This is a genomic window from Vibrio alfacsensis (assembly GCF_019670485.1).
GTDB classification, from domain to species: Bacteria; Pseudomonadota; Gammaproteobacteria; order Enterobacterales; family Vibrionaceae; genus Vibrio; species Vibrio alfacsensis.
Map to the genome: position 1 here is coordinate 666,485 of NZ_AP024165.1, position 16,594 is coordinate 683,078.

The window sequence follows — 16,594 nt, forward strand, 5'->3', positions numbered from 1 at the left end:
GTAGATGTTTGCTTCAAGTTATCAGTGGTTCACTAGGTGAACAAAAACACGGTTACGTGCACTGACTTTCTTTTTAATGCCGGTAAGCGTGCGCTTACGGCGGTTAGCAGCCACTGTCTTATTCAAACGTTTTGACTGCACTCTGCGTTTTCTCATAACCAGAACCTCTTGCAGACAACGAACACGCTCTCCGACACTTATACGAGTAAGCGCCTGATACATTATCAATAGTTGGCATTCTTGAGATGCATACTTATGGATGATGGTGACATCAGATCGAGGAGAGGTGACACAAAGGACCCATTGTTTCTGTTTCTTTGACTTTGGCTAGAAAGCGAAGTGTTGGGAGTTAGAAACAAGTCCGAAAGACGCGATTCTAGTTAACTTTTTCTGTTGACTCAATAAAAAAATAGCGAGCCATTCGCTCGCTATTTTCGAAAGGTTTATTCCACCGTTGTTGGCGTTTGTTGCTCGGTTCCCGGTATGCTTTCTACTGCTCCAGAAATTTGGTCTGTCAACGTTTCAACGGCGCCAGAAACCAAGATATTCGGGTCTAATGGCGGGATGACTTGAAGCTCACTGGTGTCTTCTTCAACCGCAGGTTTCTGACTCACGTGTCCAATGATAGATTGGTAATAACGACGAATATTTTCTACGTAGTTACGGGCCTCATCACCACGCGCATAACCATAACGTGTTTGGCTATAAAAGCGCTTCTGGCGTAGTAGGGGTAGTCGTTCTTTTACATCGGACCAAGCATCAGGATCACCGCCTTGTGCTTTGGTGAGGCGACGCGCATCCATCATGTGGCCGTAGCCAACGTTGTAAGATGCAAGAGCAAACCAAATTTTTTCATGATCGTTGATAGAATCCGGAACACGGGCAACGATACGACGTAGATACTCCACACCACCACGAACCGATTGTTCTGGATCTAGACGGTCAGTCACACCCACGCTCTTCGCCGTTGGTAGGGTTAACATCATCATGCCGCGTACCCCTGTTGGTGATTTCGCTTTTGGTTTCCAGTGAGATTCTTGATAAGCCAGTGCTGCAATCAATCGCCAATCGAATTCTTCACTGTATTTTTGGAACAATGGTGCCCATTTCGGCAGTGTGTTGTCTAAGGCTCGGATAAAGGCGCGAGTATCCACATAGTCGAATGCTTCGATATGGCCGATGTATTTTTCTTCTAATGTCGCTAATTCACCGGACTGTTTGATGTTGCCAAAAAACTCTATCAGCATTGCGTATAAGCTTTCATCTTCCGATCGGCGGGTAAACCATGATACTGGTTGATCTTCGGTTAGCTCGAATGCCAAGGTTAAGTCTGGATATAAGCGTTGTGCCAATGAGAGCTCAACAGAGTCGGTGACGGTAAAGCGTAACTCTCCAGTAGATACCTGTCTTAGGAGATCGCGAGTGTCGGCGTTTCCAACAATCTCAAATTGAAGCTCTGGGTGCTCTTTTTGTAAATCCGTTAACGTAGGAACAAATTGTGACTGTTCGACGATCTGTAGCGTTTCGGCTCCCGCACTCAACTCTCCTTCTTCGGCATTTTTGTCTTTTGCTTTTTGGTAGCCAATGAGCTGCTTGAGATCGCGTGGACGAAGTTGGCCTTTCTTATAAACCACTTGTTGGCTTACATAGTAATAGGCAGGAGCTGGACGAAAACGTTGTACGGCTTGAGAAGTTTGAGTCAAGCCCGTAGCAATGATGTCGATGTCACCTTTTTTAAGGGCTGGGAACAGTTCTGCTTGGCGAAAAGCCGGTTTAATCTCCAGCTTTACGCCCAGTTGTTCGGCAAATTTACGCGCCAGTTCATAATCTAGACCTGCCGGGCCATCTGGACCAATGTAATAAGAGAGTTGGTTATTTAGCGTGCCAACACGTAGAACCCCACGTTCTTGGATTTGCTCGAATTCACTTTTAGGTTCTGACTCAATCTGACAGGCAGAAAGTAAAAGCACAGTCGCGAAAAGTAAGGCGCTGCGCTTGAGTCTATTGAACTGACTTATTTGCATTAATTGGGTACGTCTCAATAAATTTCTAGTTGCCTTTATATCAAAGCGTGCCGATGGGGCAAAGTGAATCAAGCAGATAGAGTGCGACATTGTGTGATTTATCGACATTTAAGTCGTAAATCAAATTTGACGAAAAAAATGACGCAAACGGTTGCTTTTGATGTTACATCACAAAAACAATTGCTATATAATGCGCTCGCAACGAAGAGGTGGAATCGGCATAGGTTTGAAAAACCTTCGGGAATAGCTTCGAAGAAAACAGTATAACCCACTGAATTTATTCCAATATCACCTTAATCACTTGCAACAAGAGACCTAAGCACATGAGAATTTTGCGTGGCTCCCCAGCTCTTTCTGAGTTTCGTGTTAATAAACTACTGGAACTTTGTCGTGAACAAGATCTGCCTGTCACTGGCATTTACGCAGAGTTCATGCACTTTGCAGATCTAAAGTCTGACCTTGATGATCAAGAGTTGGAAAAACTGGAAAAATTGCTGACTTACGGTCCAACGATCGAAGAGCATGAGCCAGAAGGTCTTTTACTTCTTGTTACTCCTCGTCCGGGCACCATTTCGCCTTGGTCTTCTAAATCTACTGATATCGCCATCAATTGCGGTCTAGACAAAGTAAAACGTCTTGAGCGCGGCACGGCATACTACGTAGAAACATCGACACCTCTTAACGACGCACAAATTGCAGACGTAAAAGCGCTTATCCATGATCGTATGATGGAAGTGACGTTTACTGATTTCGATGCGGCAAATGCGTTATTCCAAGCGGCAGAGCCAGCACCTGTGGCAGACGTAGATCTATTAAACGGCGGTCGTACTGCGCTTGAAAACGCAAACGTTACCCTAGGTCTTGCACTTGCAGATGATGAGATCGAATACCTTTACGATGCATTCGTAAATAAACTAGAACGTAACCCGACTGACATTGAACTGATGATGTTTGCACAAGCGAACTCAGAGCACTGTCGTCACAAGATCTTTAATGCAGATTGGACTATCGACGGCGTGAAGCAAGAGAAGTCTCTGTTCAAGATGATCAAAAACACATTCGAAACCACGCCTGAAAACGTACTGTCTGCCTACAAAGATAACGCAGCGGTAATGGTAGGTTCGGATGTTGGTCGCTTCTTCCCGAACCCAGAAACTCGCCAGTACGGTTACAACCAAGAGAAAGCGCACATCCTAATGAAGGTGGAAACGCACAACCACCCAACGGCTATCTCTCCTTGGCCGGGCGCTTCTACAGGTTCTGGTGGTGAAATCCGTGACGAAGGCGCGACTGGTATCGGTGGTAAGCCAAAAGCGGGTCTAGTTGGTTTCACAACGTCTAACCTACGTATTCCTGGTTTTGAACAGCCATGGGAAACAGATTTCGGTAAGCCGGGTCGTATCGTTAACGCCCTAGACATCATGCTAGAAGGCCCACTAGGTGGCGCGGCGTTCAACAACGAATTTGGTCGTCCAAACCTACTTGGTTACTTCCGTACTTACGAAGAGAAAGTTAATTCTCACGCAGGTGAAGAGGTTCGTGGTTACCACAAGCCAATCATGATTGCTGGTGGTATGGGTAACATCCGTGATGAGCACGTTCAGAAGAAAGAGATCCCAGTCGGCGCAAGTCTAATCGTTCTTGGTGGTCCTGCAATGAACATCGGCCTTGGCGGTGGTGCGGCTTCTTCAATGGCATCTGGCCAATCAGCAGAAGACCTAGATTTTGCTTCTGTACAGCGTGAAAACCCAGAGATGGAGCGTCGCTGTCAGGAAGTGATCGACCGTTGTTGGCAGCTTGGCGAGCAGAACCCAATCGCATTTATCCACGATGTGGGCGCAGGTGGTATCTCTAACGCACTTCCAGAGCTTGTAGACGATGGCGAACGTGGTGGTATTTTCCAACTGCGTGATGTACCAAACGACGAACCAGGCATGAGCCCGCTTGAGATCTGGTGTAACGAATCTCAAGAGCGTTACGTAATGGCAGTTGCGCCAGAGAATATGGAAGTATTCGACGCGATCTGTAAGCGTGAACGTGCACCATACGCGGTAGTAGGTATCGCAACTGAAGAGCGTGAGCTGAAACTTGAAGATTCACACTTCGACAACACGCCAATCGACATGCCAATGGATGTGCTTCTTGGTAAGACGCCTAAGATGCACCGTGATGCGAAAACGCTTAAAGCCAACAACCCAGCGGTTAACCGTGACGGTATCGAGCTAAACGAAGCCGTGGATCGCGTTCTACGTCTTCCAACGGTTGCAGAAAAAACATTCCTAATTACTATCGGTGACCGCACGGTGACTGGTCTTGTTGCGCGTGACCAAATGGTCGGCCCGTGGCAGGTTCCTGTAGCTAACTGCGCAGTAACAGCTGCAAGCTACGACACTTACCACGGTGAAGCAATGTCGATGGGTGAGCGTACTCCTGTTGCTCTACTAGACTTCGGTGCTTCAGCTCGCCTAGCGGTTGGTGAAGCAATCACCAACATCGCTGCGACAAACATCGGTGATATCAAACACATTAAACTGTCTGCAAACTGGATGTCTCCAGCAGGCCACCCGGGTGAAGATGCAGGTCTTTACGAAGCAGTGAAAGCGGTGGGTGAAGAGCTATGTCCAGCACTTGGTCTGACTATCCCCGTGGGTAAAGACTCAATGTCGATGAAGACTAAGTGGGAAGAGAATGGCGAGCAGAAAGAAGTAACTTCTCCGCTATCTCTAATTATCACTGCGTTTGCTCGTGTTGAAGATGTTCGTAAGACAATCACACCTCAGCTTCGCACTGACAAAGGTGATACCTCGCTAGTTCTTATCGACTTAGGTAACGGTCAAAACCGTCTAGGTGCAACAGCACTAGCACAGGTTTACAAGCAGCTTGGTGATAAGCCAGCAGACGTAGACAACGCAGCACAGCTAAAAGGTTTCTACGAAGGCGTTCAAACTCTAGTAGCGAATGACCAAGTAGTGGCTTACCACGATAAAGGTGATGGCGGTCTATTCGTTACTCTTGCTGAGATGGCATTCGCGGGTCACTGTGGTGTGAAAGCTGACATTGCTGACCTTGGCGAAGATACTCTAGCAGCACTATTTAACGAAGAGCTAGGTGCAGTACTTCAGGTTAAGAACGATGACCTAGACGCTGTACTTTCAACGCTAGCAGCAAATGGCCTAGAAGCGTGTTCACACGTTATCGGCTCTGTGGTTGGTGATGGGGCAGCATCTGATGAGTTAGTGATTACTTCTGGTGACACAGTCGTTCTAGAACGCAACCGTACTGAACTACGTACTATCTGGGCGGAGACAACGCACAAGATGCAAGGTCTACGTGATAACCCAGCATGTGCTGACCAAGAGCACAAAGCGAAGAAAGACAACTCAGACCCTGGCCTAAACGTTAAGCTAAGCTTCGATGTAAATGAAGACATTGCAGCACCGTACATCGCGGGTTCTATGGTAAATACTGGCGCTAAGCCTAAGATGGCAATCCTACGTGAGCAGGGCGTTAACTCTCATGTAGAGATGGCTGCAGCCTTTGACCGTGCTGGCTTTGAAGCAACGGATATTCACATGAGCGACATCCTAACGGGTCAAGCTGTACTGGAAGAGTTCCAAGGCCTAGTGGCGTGTGGTGGCTTCTCTTACGGTGACGTTCTAGGCGCTGGTGAAGGTTGGGCTAAGTCTATCCTGTTCAATGAACAAGCTCGCAACCAGTTCGAGGGCTTCTTTAAGCGTGAAGATACGTTCTCTCTAGGTGTGTGTAACGGCTGTCAGATGCTATCGAACTTGAAAGAGCTAATCCCAGGTGCAGACCTATGGCCACGCTTTGTTCGTAACGAATCTGAGCGTTTCGAAGCCCGTTTCAGCCTAGTTGAAGTGCAGAAGTCTGACTCTGTATTCTTCGACGGCATGGCTGGTTCTCGTATGCCGATTGCAGTGTCTCACGGGGAAGGTCGCGTAGAAGTGCGCGATGCTGACCACCTAGCTGCGATTGAAGCATCAGGTACGGTTGCCGTTCGTTACGTGGACAACCACGGTAACCCAACGCAGCAATACCCGAACAACCCGAACGGTTCGCCAAACGCAATCACAGGTCTAACGACTCAAGATGGTCGTGTAACTATTATGATGCCGCACCCAGAGCGTGTATTCCGTACAGTCGCGAACTCATGGTCTCCAGAAGGTTGGGGCGAGAACGGTGCTTGGATGCGCATGTTCCAGAACGCACGTAAGAACATCGGTTAATACTGTTTATCTTTGTAAAATGAAAAGCGCAGATCAAAAGGTCTGCGCTTTTGTTTTTCACAATGAAAAATTCTCAGATAGACTTAAAAAAATCGCGCAAAGCAGAATCAATTATGCTCTAATACCGCGCTTACCAAGGGATGGTGTTAAACAGCTCAGCTTAGATGGAGTTATCAAGTTGACCGAATCCCTGATTAATCCCTTAGGAATTGAAAAAATGTCTAAAAATCCAAAATTTGCTATTCGCGTAACTGAAAAACGTAACGGTTGGAGCGCGGAAATCACTCGCCAAGTTACTTCTCGCAAAGTGGTTGTATCAAAACGTGAAACTGGTTTTGACAGCGAAGAGAAAGCACAAGCTTGGGCTGAGCAAGAACTAGCAGGTTTTATCCAAAACCAAGTTGTTCGTAACGAGCGCAAAGCGGTACAACGTCAAGAGCGTGAAGCAGAGCAACTAGCGGCAAAAGTTCGCAAAGAAGAAGCTCGCAAAGCGCGCGCAGCAGACTCTGACGACGAAGAGTAATTGCAACAAAAAGCCCTGAATATTCAGGGCTTTGTTTTATCCATCATTTACACAATTGTTGTTATTTACACATTATTTGTGTCTAACGGGATTTGACCTGTCGTAACTTGGTCTACATCAAATTCTGTTAACTCTTCAATGTAGCTTTCTACGGCTTGCTCAACGATTTCATCGTCTTGCTTAAAGTAAGCGATATGGAAAATCGCATCCCCTTCGTTAACCAAAGGCAGCGTCTGCTGACCAATCACGATACCACCTTTAGGTGCTAGTAGCTCAAGTTCATCATGGCCTAGCGGTGAGCTGATGTAAGCCAGTGTTTCACCCTCTTCAACCTTATCACCCAAGTTCACCACGGTACGTAGAATACCATTACCTGAAGCACGAACCCAACTGGTTGATTTCGCGATGATCGGCTCTGGAAGCTTTTTACGGCTCGCACGTAGCATACCAATCGCCTGCATTACGCGCTGAACACCTAGTACGCCAGCTGTGATCGACAGTGGATCGAAACGCAACGCTTCACCCGCTTCGTACGTCAGTACTGGAATATCACATTTTTCTGCTTCACTACGTAAGGAGCCATCACGCAGTGCTGAATCCACGATCACCGGCGTTGCAAATGCTTTAGCAATGCGCAATGTTTCTGGGTTGCTTAGGTTTGCACGGATCTGCGGTAAGTTGGTACGGTGAATTGCGCCAGTGTGCAAGTCGAGAATGTAATCACAACGCTTGGCAATGTTGTTAAAGAAACCATGGGCCATACGAGATGCAAGTGCACCTTTCTCACTACCTGGGAAACAACGGTTTAAATCGCGACGGTCTGGCAAGTATCGAGACTTATGGATAAAGCCAAACACGTTGACGATAGGCACAGCGATCACTGTTCCTTTTAGTTTCTGTGGGTCGAGTTGGTTGATCATCTGACGAACAATTTCTACGCCATTAAGCTCATCACCATGGATTGCCGCGTTCACCATTAAAACGGGACCGGCTTGTTTGCCGTGAATGATTTCCACAGGAATAGACAGCGGAGAGTGAGTGTAAAGCTGTGCTGCTTCAAATTCTGTCTCTAGTCGTTGTCCTGGTTGTACTTGATGCCCGAGTAGCTCAAATACTTTGCTTTTTTTACTTCTGGCCATAAACCATCTCTGTCAAATACGTTATCAACAATGTAACAACTGGTTCAAAATCACACTAATCATTCTACTTAAGGTTACGACAAATATATTTGTTCGATAAGATTAAATATTCATCAGATGTAGTCTATCTATTAGTTATTATGCGTAACTATCTAATTTTCAATATATAAATAATTATAACTCAACCGTGGAAAATGCATTTTATGAATGCTTTGGTGTCAAAAATAATACGGCTCGTTTTTTACTAAAAATGTGTCTTTTCTCCCCGAGTTATATCGGCTAATATCCGCGCCGAATTTTTGACCTAGTATTTTATATAGAAACAGAGGCTTTGATGAAAAAGGCGATCGCTAAAATTGGTGCGATGACTGCAGTAGCAGTGTCACTTTCAGGTTGTGTAGGCAGCAACGCAGTAACGGGTTACGTTATGGGCTTTAACCTAAAAGCTGTAGACAACCGTTACGCTCGTGGTGGCCTAAACATGCTAATGGCTCCAATTTACGGTGTTTCGGTTGCGGCTGACTACATTGTGTTTAACTCGCTAGAGTTTTGGACAGGTAAGAACCCACTAAACGGTAAGCCACACATTTTTGATACAAAGATGGATACATACATCGATGTAAACCACCAGTTAGATAAGTCTCTAACGACAGCACCTATCGGTCCACTAACCAATAACCGTGTTATCGAGCAAGGCCAAATGCAGCAGCTTGATGAAAATACAGTTCAGATGGACATCACTTACAACAACGGTGAGAAAGCGACGCTAATGGGTGTTCGTGATGGTGAGTTCGTAACTTACTACATCGATGGTGAAGTCGTTGCTAAGACTTCTATGGATGAGCTAGCGGCATACGCGCAAACTCGTGCATAATTTGTGAAGTGCTTTTAACAGCAAACTCGCAATAAAAAAGGGTGCCTCGGCACCCTTTTTCGTATTTGTCGTATCTGGTCAGGATTACGCTTTTTCAGGAATGGCTGCGAGTAGTGCAACCATTTGATCCCAGAACAGTTGAACGGTATCAATTTTCACTTTCTCATCCGGAGAGTGAGGGAACTTGATGGTTGGACCGAAAGAAACCATGTCCATGTTCGGATAAGGTTCTTTGAATAGACCACACTCAAGGCCAGCGTGGATAACCATGATGTTTGGTTTGTGACCGTAGATACCTTCGTACATGTCACGGAAAATCGCCATGATTTCTGAATCTGCATCAGGTTTCCAACCTGGGTAAGCGCCAGAGAACGCGATTTGAGCGCCAGCTAGCTCAGCCACTGATTGAAGCATCCCCTCAACTTGGCTACGACCAGAATCGATAAGTGAACGGATCAGGCACAATACTGTTACTTTGTTCTCTTCTGTCGTGATAACACCAACGTTTAGAGAAGTTTCAACCACACCTTCAATTTCGTCACTCATACGCATTACGCCGTTTGGACATGCGTTTAATGCTGCGATGAAACGTTGTTGATCGGCAATCGCAAACACTTGTGCATCAGTAACGATGTTTTCATTGAATGTGACGATATCCGTTTCAACTTTCCCAAGTTCTGCTTTTAGCAGCTCAGAGTAGTAGTTAAAGAGCTCAGCCAGTTTTTCTTGGTTTTCTGCTGGAAGCGCAACAGTGATGAATGCTTCACGTGGAATAGCATTACGTAGACTACCGCCACGGAATTCAATCAAGCGAAGATCAAGTTCTTGAGCATGGCCAGCTAGGAAGCGGCCGATCAGTTTGTTTGCGTTGCCACGACCGGTGTGAATATCACAACCTGAGTGACCGCCTTTCAAACCTTTTAGTGTCAGTTGGCGAGTAACAAAGCCTGCTGGAATTGCATCACGAGTGATATCGAATGTCATTGCGCCATCGATACCGCCAGCACAACCCATATACACCTCGCCTTCTTGTTCAGAGTCGGTGTTTAGTAGAATATCACCCTCTAACCAACCAGCTTCTAGGCCAAACGCACCGGTCATACCAGCTTCTTCATCGATGGTTAACAGCACTTCGATAGGGCCGTGTTTGATGTCTGTTGATGCAAGAACGGCAAGACATGATGCCATACCGATACCGTTGTCAGCGCCTAGCGTCGTGCCTTTTGCTGTTACCCATTCACCATCAATGTAAGGTTGGATTGGATCTTGAGTGAAGTCGTGAGCAGTGTCTTCGTTCTTTTGTGGCACCATATCAATGTGCGCTTGAAGAACCACACCTTTTCTGTTTTCCATACCTGGCGTGGCTGGTTTTTTAATAAATACGTTGCCAGTTGGATCGCGGCGGACATCAAAACCTTGCGCTGTTGCCCAGTCAACGATGTATTGAGCTAGTGCTTCTTCATGTTTTGACGGATGAGGAATGGAACAAATCTTATCAAAAAACTGCCAAAGTGGAGTAGGTGATAAGGTACTGATCTCAGAATGGAATTCAGACACGGAAGACTCCTTTTAAGGTACTTAGCCACATATAAACCGTAGATTTAATGTGCGTTTAGCAGTAAATGCTGAACGGTTGTGGCTTTAGAATTGCCTGCAAGCATACCACTAGAAAGGTAAAGCGAGTAGTCGTGGAGTACATGAAATCGCTATATGGTTCGTTGGTAAAGCCAAACGACTGATCGTGGCTTCGCGTAAATGACTTGTGATATCTGCATTTTTTGTCACTTAACATGGTTAAAGTTATGCATTAACTAAAACGAGGTCTCAACTGAATTAACAGAACTGTAATTTAGTTACAGTTGTGATTTGATCCTGGTCATGTTTTTGCTTTTATGTGATCTTTCTCACTAAAATAGTTGTAATTAAATTTCTAAGTGGTATATTTATAACCAGCTTCCAAAAAGAAGAATGAAATGCTCAAAGGATGAGTCCGTTTATCGCCTCCATGGAACCGAGAAAATCAACGAAAGTGTTAATTGATTTAGAAGGTGATATTTATGAAAGGTTTACCAAGTGCAATGTTCTGGACAAACAAATCTGTTTACACCGGTAACTTTGTATACCCAACAAGCTTTGGTTACTAATTGCAACCAACGCATGTGACTTGAACAGTTTGTTCACCCCTATAAATTGGAATTTTTTTTCAGTAATAGTGCTGACATGATTCGCCGCCACTCAATTTGAGTGGCGTTTTTTTATCTGTCGGTTTTTCTTGTCGATTATTTTCTCACCACTAAGCCTATCTTCTGCGACCATGACACTGACACTCTTCGGTGTGACGCAAATTCTTGAGTATTTAAGACATAAACTCGCCGTATTCTGCTTGAAAGTTTATTACATTGTTCAGTTTGTACTCATCCTAATGAGCCGAATACGATTCTGTTACTCGTTGTTTATCAAGCTTTATAACCATCATGGGTGCCAATCACTAGCAGATGAGTTTCATATCTAAATAAAAAAATCGTATTAGAGTGAAAATTCTATCTGGAATTTGTTATTTGATAACTTTATAATTCCAGCCAATCGATTACGCAACCGTTTACTTTTTACCTTTTACAGGATTAACTCATGCTCGAAAGGCTTTTTAAACTTAGTGAAAATGGCACCAATGTGCGCACTGAGATCATCGCTGGTGTTACCACCTTCCTTACCATGGCTTACATCATCTTTGTAAACCCAGCTATCCTAGCGGATGCAGGTATGGATCGTGGCGCTGTGTTCGTTGCGACGTGTCTTGCAGCGGCAATTGGCTGTTTTATCATGGGTTTAGTGGCTAATTATCCAATTGCCCAAGCACCTGGTATGGGACTCAATGCTTTCTTCACTTACTCTGTTGTGTTGGGCATGGGTTACACGTGGCAAGTGGCACTTGCTGCAGTATTTGTTTCGGGCTTGCTGTTCGTTGCTCTAAGCGTATTTAAGATCCGAGAGTTGATCATTAATTCTATCCCGCTGTCACTTCGCACTGGTATTTCAGCAGGTATCGGTCTTTTCCTTGCTTTTATCGCACTTAAAAATGCCGGCATAGTGGTCGATAACCCAGCGACATTAGTTTCTATGGGTAACATCACATCACATCAAGCCGTGTTTGCTGCTATTGGTTTCTTCTTGACGATTGCACTTGTTCACCGAGGTGTAAAAGGCGCGGTGATGATCGCAATCCTTGGGGTGACAGTATTAGGTTTAATCTTTGGTGATGTGCAATGGGGCGGCATCATGTCGACGCCACCAAGCTTAGCTCCAACGTTTATGCAATTAGATTTTTCTGGTCTATTTGAAGTTGGCATGATCTCGGTTGTGTTCGCATTCCTATTCGTTGACCTTTTTGATACTGCTGGCACTTTGGTTGGTGTTTCTCAAAAAGCAGGTCTAACCGATGAGAAAGGTAACATTCCTCGCCTAAGCAAAGCGCTACTTGCTGACTCAACGGCAACATCAGTTGGTGCTCTATTAGGTACATCAAATACGACGTCTTACATTGAAAGTGTGTCTGGTGTAGCAGCGGGTGGTCGTACCGGTCTAACAGCAGTTGTTGTTGGCGTACTATTTATTCTTGCACTGCTGTTCTCTCCACTTGCAGGTATGATTCCAGCTTACGCAACATCGGGTGCGCTATTCTATGTCGCTATTTTGATGCTTTCTGGCCTTGTTGGCATTGATTGGCGTGACTTAACAGAAGCGGCTCCAGTTGTTGTGACCTGTTTGGTTATGCCACTGACTTTCTCTATCGCAGAGGGCATTACCTTAGGCTTTATCGCTTACGCTGCTATTAAGTTGTTTAGTGGTAAAGGTCGTGAGGTGTCGATGAGTGTTTGGATCATGTCTGCTATCTTCATCGTGAAGTACATCGTAGGTTAATCCGGTTTGTGATGAAGCCAGTATGATGAGCTCATACTGGCTTTTTGCATTTTCGTGTTTTCTTTAAAATTCATTCGCTTTCTTTTTGTATTGTTCATCAAACTCGATTTTTCTCTGCAATATGCAGAGAATTTTGATATCAGCGTTGGTATTAATGGAGTGTTTCGGTAGAATAATCGTTTGCGCAGCTTGAAACCCCGATTTCCTTTGGTGTGGAAAGTTTAGCTTGATGTGTTTATTCAGCATGCCAAGCTAAATTACGGGTATGCATATTTTGAAATTATTAGGTTATTACAATGAGTAAAAAATTCATTATCACTTGGGATGCGATGCAGTCTTACTGCCGTGAACTGGCTGAAAAACAAATGCCAGCTGAGCAATGGAAAGGTATTTGGGCGGTGAGCCGTGGTGGTTTGGTTCCTGGTGCTATTTTGGCTCGTGAGCTAGGTATTCGTTATGTTGATACGATTTGTATCTCAAGCTACGATCACGATCATCAACGTGATATGACCGTACTGAAAGCACCTGAGGGTGACGGCGAAGGTTACCTAATCATTGAAGACCTAGTAGACAGTGGTGACACTGCACGTAAATTGCGTGAAATGTACCCGAAAGCGAAACTTATCGCGGTATGTGCAAAACCATCGGGTAAAGAGTTGCTGGATGACTACGTTGTAGACATCGCTCAAGATACTTGGATTGAGCAACCATGGGATATGTCTATCCAATATGCTGAGCCAGTAAACCGCAAGCAAAAGTAATCCGAAACTAAGATTCTTGAGAAATGCCCCTTTATAGGGGCATTTTTTTTATTATGATTACAGTTATTGCTCATATTTAGAGATCTTCCTATGTCCGAAGACGTCAGTAAAAATCTTTCCGAAGCGCTGTTTGTCAATCACAAGCAGGCTAAAGAAACGTCCGCACTTACTCAGTACATGCCTAGTAGTCAAAAACTTCTTGATGAACGAGAAGAGCATAAAGAGCACGCTTGGTATCGACACTTAAGACGCTTACAGTGGGCATGGCAGGGCTTGTCTCCTATTGAAATGGAGAGCGTACTGTCGAAGATTGCCTCCTCAACGCATTCACGTACCCATGACCAATGGCTAGACACGGTGATGGGATATCACAGTGGCAACTGGACATTTGAGTGGATAAAACTAGGAATGGAGCATCAGCGTCGAGCGGAAGAGTTAGGTGGTGAAGATGCCGCTGATGAACTGTTCTCTGCTTCATTGTGTTTTAGTATTGCGGGTTACCCGCATCTGAAAAACGATAACTTAGCTTTGCAGGCACAAGTGTTGGCGAATAAGGCTTATTCAGAGGGGGCAGAGAAAACAAAATACACCATCAAACGGATTGAGGTGCCATATCAAGGGCGGAAGATCATTGCAAATTTGCACCTGCCACGCACAGATAAACAACTACCGGTTGTGATGGTTAGTGCTGGTTTGGATAGCTTGCAAACGGACATGTGGCGTTTATTCCGCAACCATCTCGCACCAAAAGATATTGCGATGTTAACGGTGGACATGCCCTCAATTGGTCATAGTTCTCACTGGCCACTGACTGAAAACTCCAGTTGTTTACACCAAGCCGTGTTGAATGAACTGTACTCGCTGCCTTGGGTCGATCATCACAAAGTGGGGTTGATCGGTTTTCGTTTTGGTGGCAACGCCATGATTCGCCTTTCTTTTGTTGAGCAAGAGAAAATTAAAGCCTGTGTGGCATTGGGCGCACCCGTGCACGATATTTTTACGTCGCCTAAAAAACTGCAAATGATGCCAAAGATGTATCTCGATTTATTGGCGTCTCGTATCGGTAAAAATGCGGTCGACATAAATAGTATGGCAGGGCAAATGATGGCTTGGTCATTGAAAGTACAGGGTTTTTTAAGTAGTCGTAAAACGAAAGTACCCGTCCTTGCTTTGAGCCTTGAGGGTGATCCAGTTTCGCCTCACAGTGATAATCAGCTCGTCGCTCTGTTTAGTCAGTATGGACAAGCAAAGAAAATCAGCTCAAAGACAATTACAAAAGGGTATGAGCAATCCCTCGATTTAGCTATAAAGTGGTTAGAAGACGAATTATTGAGATGACAAACCGTTTAAATTAGTGAAGAGTGGTAATAGTGAGCAAAAATTAAGCTCATGATAACTAGAAATAATCATTCTTGGGTAGAAGCTATCCTTACAATAGAAACGGAGATTCTTATGTCAGAGACAAGTCAGGGCCCAACTCACTTTCGCTTAATGTCTAAGTTAAAGGCGGTGGGGCCATACCTTCGGGAGCCTCAATCACAAGAGGGGCGCTATTATTTCGATTGTTTGTCTGTTTGCGTAGACGACAAAAAGTCGCCTGAAAAACGTGAGTTTTGGGGCTGGTGGATGGATTTGGAGTCCACCGATGGCGGCTTTACGGCGAAATACCACATAGGTAAATACAATAAAGAGGGAGAGTGGGTATCCGAGGCATTGCCGAAAAAGGTGGTGGAAGAAGTGTACCTCACTCAGAATACGTTCCACCAAAAGTTGGTGGATACATTGGAAGAGCACTTTAAACTGGACGTGGAATATCACACGGAATCGTTTGATTTCGCCTAATTTGACGCTTTTCTCCTCCCGTAATACAAAAAGGTGCGTTTTCGCACCTTTTCTGCTTGTTAAATCCCCATTTGATTGCTAAAACATCCACTCTTTATTTGTTTTTCATATCAGAAGACATCATGACAACGAATCAACAGAATGCAGTTGTTTCACAACCTCAAACCGTCGTTGTGAAACTAGGTACAAGTGTGCTGACCGGCGGCACTTTGGCGTTAAACCGTGCTCACATGGTAGAGCTGGCTCGTCAATGTGCGGAGCTTAAAAAACAAGGCCATTCAGTAGTAATGGTTTCGTCTGGTGCAATTGCAGCAGGCCGTGAGCATCTTGGATACCCCGCACTGCCCAATGCGATGTCAAGTAAGCAGTTACTTGCCGCTGTCGGTCAGAGCCGTTTGATTCAGACATGGGAGTCTCTGTTTGGTATTTATGGCATCAAAATTGGCCAAATGCTGCTGACACGCGCCGATTTGGATGATCGTGAGCGTTTCCTTAATGCTCGTGACACCATCAATGCGTTGGTCGCGAACGATATCATTCCTATCGTGAATGAAAACGATGCCGTAGCAACTAATGAAATCAAAGTGGGTGACAACGACAATTTATCTGCGTTAGTGGGTATTCTATGTGGTGCAGACAAATTGTTGCTTCTAACGGACCAAAAAGGTTTGTTCACCGCAGACCCACGTAAAGACCCAAATGCTGAGCTTATCAAAGAAGTAAAAACCATCGACGATACGTTGCGCAAAATTGCAGGTGGTAGCGGTACAACGCTAGGCACTGGCGGTATGGCGACTAAACTCCAAGCGGCTGATATTGCACGTCGCGCGGGCATTGAAGTGATCATCGCAGCAGGTAGCGCACCGAATGTTATCTTTGATTCATTAAGTTCAGAGCCGCAAGGCACGCGTTTCCTACCTTGCTCTGAAGCACTAGAAAACCGTAAGCGTTGGATCCTTGCCGGTCCAGCAGCAACGGGGGATATCATCATTGATGACGGTGCGGTTAACGCGGTCGTTGGCAAAGGCAGTAGTTTGCTTGCGAAAGGCGTTGTGGCGGTTAGTGGTGATTTTGCCCGAGGTGAAGTGGTACGTGTGACTAACGCTCACGGAAAATTGGTTGCTCGTGGCATTAGCGCTTACTCAAATGAAGACCTAGCAAAAATTGCAGGCAAACACAGTAAAGATATCATCTCTATCTTGGGCCACGATTACGGCTCAGAAGTCATTCATCGTGATGATCTTGTTGTCATTCAAGAATAGGAAT

12 protein-coding genes are annotated in these 16,594 nt (G+C 45.2%); 8 read left to right on the forward strand and 4 right to left on the reverse strand.

The window, feature by feature from the left end; genetic code table 11:
- Positions 1-21 precede the first annotated feature (21 nt).
- Both VA249_RS24215 and mltF read right to left on the reverse strand, forming a co-directional pair.
- Complete coding sequence (locus VA249_RS24215; RefSeq protein WP_128811490.1) at positions 22-156, reverse strand: hypothetical protein; 135 nt, start codon at positions 154-156, stop codon at positions 22-24.
- Between the two features lie 287 nt (positions 157-443).
- Positions 444-2,024 (reverse strand): membrane-bound lytic murein transglycosylase MltF, encoded by a 1,581-nt coding sequence (gene mltF / locus VA249_RS03075; RefSeq protein ID WP_221068872.1) that lies wholly within the window; start codon positions 2,022-2,024, stop codon positions 444-446.
- Between the two features lie 323 nt (positions 2,025-2,347).
- On the opposite strand from mltF, the gene purL reads away from it, so the two are divergent.
- Both purL and VA249_RS03085 read left to right on the forward strand, forming a co-directional pair.
- A complete protein-coding gene (gene purL / locus VA249_RS03080; protein ID WP_221068874.1) occupies positions 2,348-6,271 on the forward strand; it encodes a phosphoribosylformylglycinamidine synthase in 3,924 nt (1,307 codons plus the stop codon).
- A gap of 217 nt (positions 6,272-6,488) precedes the next feature.
- Positions 6,489-6,794 (forward strand): DUF3622 domain-containing protein, encoded by a 306-nt coding sequence (locus tag VA249_RS03085; protein WP_211919889.1) that lies wholly within the window; start codon positions 6,489-6,491, stop codon positions 6,792-6,794.
- A 65-nt stretch (positions 6,795-6,859) separates the two neighbouring features.
- Here the strand turns inward: VA249_RS03085 and VA249_RS03090 are convergent, their stop codons facing one another.
- Positions 6,860-7,933, reverse strand: coding sequence for a succinylglutamate desuccinylase/aspartoacylase family protein (locus VA249_RS03090; protein WP_128811486.1), 1,074 nt, complete (start codon positions 7,931-7,933; stop codon positions 6,860-6,862).
- Between the two features lie 334 nt (positions 7,934-8,267).
- Between VA249_RS03090 and VA249_RS03095 the strand changes: the two genes are divergently transcribed.
- Positions 8,268-8,807 (forward strand): DUF3332 domain-containing protein, encoded by a 540-nt coding sequence (locus VA249_RS03095; protein WP_128811485.1) that lies wholly within the window; start codon positions 8,268-8,270, stop codon positions 8,805-8,807.
- Between the two features lie 84 nt (positions 8,808-8,891).
- Here the strand turns inward: VA249_RS03095 and VA249_RS03100 are convergent, their stop codons facing one another.
- A complete protein-coding gene (locus tag VA249_RS03100) occupies positions 8,892-10,364 on the reverse strand; it encodes an aminoacyl-histidine dipeptidase (RefSeq protein ID WP_221068878.1) in 1,473 nt (490 codons plus the stop codon).
- A 1,071-nt stretch (positions 10,365-11,435) separates the two neighbouring features.
- Here VA249_RS03100 and VA249_RS03105 point away from each other — a divergent pair.
- The 5 genes from VA249_RS03105 to proB all read left to right on the forward strand — a co-directional run bounded on the left by VA249_RS03105 (position 11,436) and on the right by proB (position 16,590).
- Positions 11,436-12,725 carry an NCS2 family permease gene (locus tag VA249_RS03105; RefSeq protein ID WP_128811482.1) on the forward strand — a complete coding sequence of 430 codons (1,290 nt, stop codon included), beginning with the start codon at positions 11,436-11,438 and terminating at the stop codon, positions 12,723-12,725.
- A 296-nt stretch (positions 12,726-13,021) separates the two neighbouring features.
- Complete coding sequence (gene gpt, locus VA249_RS03110) at positions 13,022-13,486, forward strand: xanthine phosphoribosyltransferase (RefSeq protein WP_005447605.1); 465 nt, start codon at positions 13,022-13,024, stop codon at positions 13,484-13,486.
- 90 nt (positions 13,487-13,576) lie between these two features.
- Positions 13,577-14,824, forward strand: coding sequence for an esterase FrsA (gene frsA / locus VA249_RS03115; RefSeq protein WP_221068879.1), 1,248 nt, complete (start codon positions 13,577-13,579; stop codon positions 14,822-14,824).
- A gap of 114 nt (positions 14,825-14,938) precedes the next feature.
- Positions 14,939-15,328, forward strand: coding sequence for a sigma factor-binding protein Crl (gene crl, locus VA249_RS03120; protein ID WP_128811479.1), 390 nt, complete (start codon positions 14,939-14,941; stop codon positions 15,326-15,328).
- Positions 15,329-15,450: 122 nt separating this feature from the next.
- Entirely contained in the window at positions 15,451-16,590 is a 1,140-nt protein-coding gene (proB, locus tag VA249_RS03125; protein ID WP_128811478.1) for a glutamate 5-kinase, read from the forward strand.
- The last annotated feature ends 4 nt before the right edge of the window (positions 16,591-16,594 follow it).